The organism is Bradyrhizobium sp. (assembly GCF_030654605.1).
Lineage (GTDB): Bacteria > Pseudomonadota > Alphaproteobacteria > Rhizobiales > Xanthobacteraceae > Bradyrhizobium.
In genome coordinates, this window is record NZ_JAURXB010000009.1 from 1 (window position 1) to 7634 (window position 7634).

11 protein-coding genes are annotated in these 7634 nt (G+C 63.1%); 6 read left to right on the plus strand and 5 right to left on the minus strand.

Annotated elements, in window-relative coordinates:
* From Q7U29_RS00575 to Q7U29_RS00595, 5 genes are all read right to left on the minus strand, one after another.
* Nucleotides 1-836: enolase C-terminal domain-like protein (locus tag Q7U29_RS00575; protein ID WP_304737331.1), on the minus strand; the 836-nt coding region annotated here is incomplete at its 3' end.
* Nucleotides 837-968: 132 nt separating this feature from the next.
* Nucleotides 969-1238, minus strand: coding sequence for a DUF3297 family protein (locus Q7U29_RS00580; RefSeq protein WP_304737332.1), 270 nt, complete (start codon nucleotides 1236-1238; stop codon nucleotides 969-971).
* Nucleotides 1235-1711: a glutathione peroxidase gene (locus tag Q7U29_RS00585; RefSeq protein ID WP_304737334.1), complete on the minus strand. Its 477-nt coding sequence runs from the start codon at nucleotides 1709-1711 to the stop codon at nucleotides 1235-1237. Before Q7U29_RS00585 ends, Q7U29_RS00580 begins: the two co-directional genes overlap by 4 nt.
* 30 nt (nucleotides 1712-1741) lie before the next feature.
* Nucleotides 1742-3139, minus strand: a complete 1398-nt coding sequence (locus Q7U29_RS00590; protein WP_304737336.1) for an amidase family protein — start codon at nucleotides 3137-3139, stop codon at nucleotides 1742-1744.
* 84 nt (nucleotides 3140-3223) lie between these two features.
* Nucleotides 3224-3481, minus strand: coding sequence for a hypothetical protein (locus tag Q7U29_RS00595; RefSeq protein ID WP_304737337.1), 258 nt, complete (start codon nucleotides 3479-3481; stop codon nucleotides 3224-3226).
* 301 nt (nucleotides 3482-3782) lie between these two features.
* Here Q7U29_RS00595 and pqqA point away from each other — a divergent pair, with 301 nt between their 5' ends.
* The 6 genes from pqqA to Q7U29_RS00625 form a co-directional block, all read left to right on the plus strand.
* Nucleotides 3783-3863 (plus strand): pyrroloquinoline quinone precursor peptide PqqA, encoded by an 81-nt coding sequence (gene pqqA / locus Q7U29_RS00600; RefSeq protein WP_012029362.1) that lies wholly within the window; start codon nucleotides 3783-3785, stop codon nucleotides 3861-3863.
* Between the two features lie 154 nt (nucleotides 3864-4017).
* Nucleotides 4018-4947 (plus strand): pyrroloquinoline quinone biosynthesis protein PqqB, encoded by a 930-nt coding sequence (gene pqqB, locus Q7U29_RS00605; protein WP_304737339.1) that lies wholly within the window; start codon nucleotides 4018-4020, stop codon nucleotides 4945-4947.
* A gap of 11 nt (nucleotides 4948-4958) precedes the next feature.
* The gene (gene pqqC / locus Q7U29_RS00610) at nucleotides 4959-5723 is read left to right on the plus strand and encodes a pyrroloquinoline-quinone synthase PqqC (RefSeq protein WP_304737345.1); all 765 of its coding nucleotides are present in this window, start codon (nucleotides 4959-4961) and stop codon (nucleotides 5721-5723) included.
* Nucleotides 5724-5750: 27 nt separating this feature from the next.
* The gene (gene pqqD / locus Q7U29_RS00615; protein ID WP_304737340.1) at nucleotides 5751-6068 is read left to right on the plus strand and encodes a pyrroloquinoline quinone biosynthesis peptide chaperone PqqD; all 318 of its coding nucleotides are present in this window, start codon (nucleotides 5751-5753) and stop codon (nucleotides 6066-6068) included.
* On the plus strand, nucleotides 6065-7273 hold the full coding sequence (gene pqqE / locus Q7U29_RS00620; protein ID WP_304737342.1) for a pyrroloquinoline quinone biosynthesis protein PqqE: 1209 nt from the start codon (nucleotides 6065-6067) through the stop codon (nucleotides 7271-7273). Before pqqD ends, pqqE begins: the two co-directional genes overlap by 4 nt.
* Nucleotides 7263-7634, plus strand: a 372-nt coding sequence (locus Q7U29_RS00625; protein WP_304737344.1) for an alpha/beta fold hydrolase, incomplete at its 3' end; no start/stop codon positions are given. The genes pqqE and Q7U29_RS00625, both read left to right, overlap by 11 nt.

The window sequence follows — 7634 nt, forward strand, 5'->3', positions numbered from 1 at the left end:
TAGCGAACGAGGTTGCGGGCGTCCTGATGGCTGAACAGGTTCTCGCCCGTCGCCATCGGCCCCGGATAGAATTCCGCCAGTGCCGCCTGCAGCTGGAAATCGAGCGGATCGCCGGCCTCCTCGTACCAGAACAGCGGATAGTCGCGCAGCATCTTCGCGTAGGCGATCGCGGTCTCCAGATCGAACCGTCCGTTGGCGTCGACCGCGAGCCTGGCCTCGCTGCCGATCTCTTCGAGCACGGCCTCGATGCGGATGCGGTCCTCGGCGATCGGCGCGCCGCCGATCTTCATCTTGACGACGTTGTAGCCACGGTCGAGATAGCTGCGCATCTCGCCGCGCAGCATCGACAGGCCCTTGCCGGGATAATAATAGCCGCCAGCGGCGTAGACGAACACGCGCGGATCGGCGTCGCGCCGGTGGCGCTCCGCCAGCAGCCTGAACAGCGGCTTGCCCGCGATCTTCGCCACCGCGTCCCACACCGCCATGTCGATGGTGCCGACCGCCACCGAGCGTTCGCCATGGCCGCCGGGCTTTTCGTTCGACATCAACACCGCCCAGACCTTGTCCGGATCGAGATTGCCGCCGGCCTCATCGAGCAGCGTCTTCGGCTCGGCCTCCATCAGGCGTGGCGCAAAACGCTCGCGGATCAGCCCGCCCTGCCCGTAACGGCCGTGGGAGTTGAAGCCGTAACCGACCACCGGCCTGCCTTCGCGCACCACGTCGGTAACGACGGCAACCAAGCTGGTCGTCATTTTGGTGAAGTCGATATAGGCGTTGCGGATCGGCGAGGCGATCGGCTTCGTCACCTCCCTGATATCGACGATGCGGACCGACATGGTTTTGCCTTTCGAAAGCTCGCTCGAATTTCTCAAGTCGTCATTGCGAGCGAAGCGAAGCAATCCATATCGCCAAGCAAAGAAAGAAGCTGGATTGCTTCGTCGCAAGCGCTCCTCGCAATGACGAGGATGTCAGGACTCCGTCTTGTCCCTGAAATACGGCTCGACCGGGCCGTGCACCTTGATGGTCAGCGGATTGCCATAGCGGTCCTTGGCATTGCCGGCGGTGACGCGCACCCAGCCCTCGCTGATGCAATATTCCTCGACATTGGTCTTCTCGGCGCCCTTGAAACGGATGCCGACGTCGCGCTGCAGCAGCTCCTCATTGTAGTAGGGGCTCTTCGGGTTGGTGGACAGGCGGTCCGGAAACGCGTCGCTCATGGTCTCGTTCTTCTCGTTCATAGCAGTGCCTCGATTTCTTTCTTCAAACCTTCCGGCTTCGCCGTCGGCGCATGCCGCGCCACCACCTTGCCGGAACGGTCGACCAGGAATTTGGTGAAATTCCATTTGATCGACGGTCCGAGCAGGCCGGATTTCGCATTCTTCAGATACGCAAACAACGGGTGCTCGTTGCTGCCGTTGACATCGACCTTGGCGAACATCGGAAAGGTGACGGCATATTGGCTCGAACAAAACTGCTCGATCTGCTGCGCGTCGCCCGGTTCCTGGCCGCCGAACTGGTTGCACGGAAATCCGAGCACCGAAAAGCCGCGCGGGTTGAGCGTCTGATGCAGCACCTCGAGACCCTTGTATTGCGGCGTGAATCCGCACTTGCTCGCGGTGTTGACGATCAGCAGCACCTGGCCCTCGAACCGCTTCAGCGGAACGTCCTCGCCGGCCAGCGACGTCGCCGTGAAATCAAGAACGCCAGTCATCATGCTCTTTCGTCTGGACGCGCAAATCCATTAACCGGCGGGATCGATCGCCGCCGAGGGAGTTCCGCCGGCTTCGATCGCCTCGCCGGCGGCGAGGCAGAGGTCCTCACGGTAGCGGCCGGCGACCACCTGCACGCCGACGGGCACGCGGCCCACCAGGCCGGTGGAAACGGTCAGCCCCGGCAGCCCCATGAAGGGAATCGCGATCTGCGTCAGCTGCGCGTGCCAGACCCGGGCGAAGGAAGCATCGTCTTTCATGTCGAGCTGATCGGGGAACGGCAATTCGCCGGATACCGGCATCACCAGCACGGCGTATTTCTCCAGGAATTGCAGCCATTGGCGCGTCAGGGTCGCGCGCCGCGTCAAGACTTTCGAGAGCGTGTCGACATCAAACGGAAACACCTTGTTGCGGTTGCCGCGCAGGCAGGCCAGCGCGCCGGGATCGCCTTCGCGTTCGGCCATGGCCAGCTGCGCCTCGTAGCCGTCGCCGAGCCACAGCTTGGTCTGCAACTCGGCAGCCTCGCGCAACGGCGGCGTCTCGACCTCTTCGACCACCCATCCCGCGCGCTCCAGCCGCTTGCCGGCATCGGCGACGGCGGCCCTTACTTCCGCCACCGGATCGAGCCCGTCGGGATTGAGGCACAGCGCGGCGCGCTTTTGCATCGCCGGCCCTTGCAGCGGCGCCGGCACCCACCAGGGATCGCGGGCGTCGTAGCCCGACATCGCCGCCAGCGCGATCCTGAGATCGCCGATGGTGCGCGCCAGCGGACCCGACACCGCCGAGATCTGCGGCCCGATCGGGCGCTCCGGCAGCGCGGCATTGAAGGCGGCGATGCGCCCGATTGTCGGACGCAGGCCATGCACGCCGCAGGCGTAGGCGGGATAGCGGATCGATCCGGCGATATCGGTGCCATGCGCGATGTGGCCGATGCCCGCCGCCACCGCCGCCCCTGCCCCGCCCGACGAGCCGCCCGGCGTGATGTTCGCGTCGCGCGGATTTTTGGTGTCGCCGTGAACCAGATTGGTGGTGAACCAGCGATAGGAAAACGCCGGGCAGTTGGTGCGCCCGAGAATGACGGCGCCGGCCTTGCGCAGATTGTCGACCACCGGGCTGTTGGTCATGGCAATCACCTCGCGCTGCAGCTTGAGGCCGTTGGTGGTGGCAAACCCTTGCTGGTCGATATTGACCTTGACGGTGACCGGCACGCCCGCCAGCGGACCCGGATCATCGCCCCGCGCGATCGCGGCATCGATGGCGGCGGCCTGCGCCAGCACATCCGCCGGCCGATGGTCGACCACGGCGTTGATTTTGGCATTGACCGCGTCGAGCCGGGCCAGCGCCGCCGTTGCCGCCTCCGTCGCGGAGATCTTCTTCGATCCTATCAGGGCAGCGATATCGGTAGCCGACAGACGCCAGAGATCTTGCATGAATAGCTCCGTTTGATCGCCCGCTTGTAGCGCTGTGCGCCAAGGGTTGTCGACCGTCAACCGTCGCCATCCCCGGTGGGTCGGTCAATGCCTGGTGGCCGCTTCGCCTGTCATGTCGAGGATCGCCTCGGTGAACGGAAACTCCAGCACGATCTCGCCGGCGTCATCCGTGACCTCGAGGGTCGCATTCAACAGGCCGCCTTCCGCGCCTTCGAGCTTGAGCAATTCCCGGATCATGGCGCGCGCGATTTCCCATGCCTGATCCGGATCCCTCAGCTGTTCGCCTTCGGGATCCGAAATCAGCTCGTCCCCGATCCGTGTGTTGAAGAAGTACCGGGGCATGGCAAACCACTTTCCATTGCGGAGCTCCAGCCAAAGCCCCGCGACATCTCATAAGTTCTTTATCCGAAAGGCGGCGGCCCGCCACCTCGGCGCGAAGTCACCATCTAGGTGACTTGGGTGCAACTTTGAACCCGTTGATCCCTCGTTGTTTTAGGTCGCGCCCGCACAATTAGGTGAATTCCCTTGTGCATCGCAGCAAGAAAACGAGGATTTACGACCGAAGATTTAACTGGCGAACTTTTCATTCCGCAGTAGTTTATTCTGGAAGGACGGAAGTCGTCCGTTCGAAAAGGAGAGCCAAATGGCCTGGAAAGCCCCGAAGATCGTCGAAGTGCCGGTCGGCATGGAAATCAACATGTACGCGTGCGCCGCCCGCAAGTAAGCGGCTGCGACAGCTTCACATGATTTGAGGTGGACCTCCGGGCGTGACACGATCCCGATCGTGGGATTGTGCCCGTACCGGCGTCCACCTTCGAAGCTTGAAGACCTCACATTCTTTTAGACCTCAAGGCCTTGGAATCTCCGGGAGGCGAATCATGCTTCGCGTCGTCGTCCTGGGCGCCGCGGCAGGTGGCGGCGTTCCGCAGTGGAATTGCGGATGTCCGGTGTGCCGGGCAGCAAGAAGCAAGCATCCCGAACTCCAGAGTACCCAATCCTCGATCGCGATCAGCGCCGACGGCGAACACTGGTTCCTGATCAACGCATCGCCCGATCTACGCCAGCAGCTGACAGCGACTCCTCAGCTTCACCCAAGGGCCGGAAAACTTCGTCACAGTCCGGTATCGGGGGTAATCCTGACCAATGGCGAGATCGATGCCGTGGCAGGTCTGCTGTCGATGCGCGAGGGCTCGCCATTCACGATTTACGCCCACCGCAAGGTGCTTGCGATCCTCGGCGACAACAGCATCTTCAACGTCCTGAACGAGAAGAACGTGAAACGCCAGCCGATCGAGATCGATAGGGCATTCGAACCGGCTTTGCCCGACGGATCGCCCTCCGGGCTCGAGATCCTGCCGTTCGCGGTGGCCGGCAAGGGCGCGTGGTACCTGGAAGGAAAGACCCATCCCGCGGGTAACGACGGCGCCGGCGACACGCTCGGGCTGCGAATCGGCGACAAGGCAACAGGCAAGTATTTCTATTTCCTCGCCGCCTGCGCCGATGTGACCGACGACCTCAAATCCAGGCTTGCCGGCGCGCCCCTGATCTTCTTCGATGGCACGGTGTGGCGCGACGACGAATTGATCGTGGCCGACCTCGGAACCAAGACCGGACAAGGCATGGGACATATCGCCATGTCGGGCGATAGCGGCGCGATCGAAGCCTTGTCGGGCCTCAATATCGGCCGCAAAGTGTTTCTGCACATCAACAATTCCAACCCGGCGCTGCTGCACGATTCCGCCGAACGCAAACAAGCCGAGCGCGCGGGCTGGCAAATCCCCGCCGATGGAACGGAGATTACGCTGTGAACGCCATAACCCTGAACGGGATGACAGCCTTCTCGCTCGCCGGCAGCGCGCCGCTCAACAGTGCCGACGAACTGGAAGCCGCACTTCGCCACATCGGCGCGACCCGATACCACAATCTGCATCCGTTTCATCGGCTGCTGCACGGCGGCAAACTGAACAAGGGCCAGGTGCAGGCCTGGGCGCTGAACCGCTACTATTACCAGAGCACTATTCCGATCAAGGACGCGGTAGTGATATCGCGCTTCCGCGATCGCGCCATCCGCATGGAATGGCGGCACCGGATCGAGGACCATGACGGTGACGTCGGCACCGAGGGCGGCATCGAGCGCTGGCTGAAGCTGACCGAGGGACTCGGGCTCGACAACGCCTATGTGGAATCCACCGAGGGCATTTTGCCGGCGACGCGCTTCGCGGTGGAGGCCTATGTGCATTTCGTTCGCGACAAGAGCCCGCTGGAGGCGATCGCCTCGTCGCTGACGGAACTGTTCGCGCCGAACATCCATGAAGAGCGCATTGCGGGCATGCTGGCGCATTACGACTTCGTCAATCCGGACATCATGAGCTATTTCAGCCGGCGCCTGACCCAGGCGCCGCGCGACGCCGGCTTTGCGCTGGAGTACGTCAGGGAACACGCCACGACGCCGGCGGAACGCGCTGATGTCTGCAATGCGCTGATCTTCAAGACCAATGTGCTATGGGTTCAGCTCGATGCGCTGTATCATGCCTATGTCGATGGCCACATACCGCCGGGGGCATTTGTTCCCAAAGCCGGCTAGAGACGAGCCGCAGTTAGAAGCAGGACGATGGCAACCCCGCGTAACCGCAACATCAGCGTCAGCGAGACCAGCAGGCCGGTCCTGCCGCGGCATGCCAGGCTGAAGTTCGATGAAACGCGGCAGGTCTGGGTCATTCTGGCGCCGGAGCGGGTTCTGGCGCCAGACGAAATCGCGGTGGAAGTGCTGCAGCTTTGCGACGGCGTTCGCAGCGTCGCCGACATGGTCGACCAGCTCGCCGCCAAATATGCCGCCGAACGCGAGGCAATCGCGACCGACGTCATCGCCATGCTGCAGGACCTGGCCGACAAGGGATTTTTGACGGAATCACGCGAGAAGACCTCATGAGTCCGACGCTTACCGATGCCGGCGTAGCGGCCAGCGATCCAAGCGACGGGCTCGCGGTGCTGGAGGCGCGCGGCTCGACGGCGGAGGCTTTTGGCATTCCGCTCGCGGTGCTCGCCGAGCTGACCCATCGCTGTCCGCTGCAGTGTCCCTATTGCTCCAACCCGGTCGAACTCGATCGCGGCGGTAGCGAACTCACCACCGAGGAATGGAAGAAGGTCCTCACCGAGCTTGCGCAAATCGGCGTGCTGCAGATCCATTTTTCCGGCGGCGAACCCACCGCACGCAAGGATCTGGTCGAACTGGTACGGCACGCCAGCGACGTTGGCCTGTACTCCAATCTCATTACGTCGGCGGTGTTGCTGACCCGCGAAAAATTGTCTGCGCTGGCCGATGCCGGGCTGTGCCACGTGCAGATCAGCTTTCAGGGCAACGAGCCCATGGTAGCTGACCGCGTGGCCGGCCTGAAGAAGGCGCATGAGAAGAAAATTGAAGTGGCACGGTGGACCCGCGAGCTGGATCTGCCGCTGACCGTCAACGCCGTGATGCACCGGCAAAACCTGCATCAGCTCCCGGACATCATCGAGATGGCGGTCGATCTCGACGCCGACCGGCTGGAAGTGGCGAACGTGCAGTATTACGGCTGGGCGCTGAAGAACCGCGCGGCGCTGATGCCGACGCTGGAGCAGATGGAGGAGACCAGCCGTATTGTCGAGGAAGCCGAGGTAAGGCTGAAGGGCGTTCTCGCCATCGATTATGTGGTGCCGGATTATTATGCGCTGCGGCCGAAGAAATGCATGGGCGGCTGGGGCCGGCAGTTCTTCAACATCTCGCCCGCGGGAAAAGTCCTGCCATGCCACGCCGCCGAGTCGATCACCGGGCTGGAATTCGAAAGCGTGCGATCGAACCATTCCATCGCCTGGATCTGGCAGAACTCCGAGGCGTTCAACCGCTATCGCGGCACCGGCTGGATGAAGGAGCCGTGCAAGAGCTGCGAGTTCAGGGAAATCGATTTCGGCGGCTGCCGCTGCCAGGCATTTGCCCTGACCGGCGATGCCGGCAATACCGATCCGGCCTGCACGCTGTCGCCGATGCATGAGCAGATCTTCAAGCTGGCCGCATCAGAGGCCGCAGCCGACCGTAACCAATTCATCTACCGCAATTTCGCCGGGGGAACGCCCGAGACCGGCGGCGACCATGGCGCCTGACGCCGAGGCGGGCAAAGCCGGCGGCCATCGCTCCGACCCCTTCGCACCGCTGACGTCGGAGTTGCTGTCCGTCGGCGACGGCCACGAGATCCATGTCGAAAGCGTCGGCCGCGCGGATGGCATTCCCGCGGTCTACCTGCATGGCGGCCCCGGCAGCGGCTGCCAGCCCGACCACCGGCGGCTGTTCGATCCCGAGCGCTTCCACGCGGTGCTGTTCGATCAGCGCGGCGCCGGCCGCAGCCGCCCAAAAGGCCGCTGCGAAGATAACACCCTGCCGCATCTGATCGCCGACATGGAGTTGATCCGGGAGAAATTTGGGTTTCAGCGCTGGATGATCGTCGGCGGGTCCTGGGGCGCGACG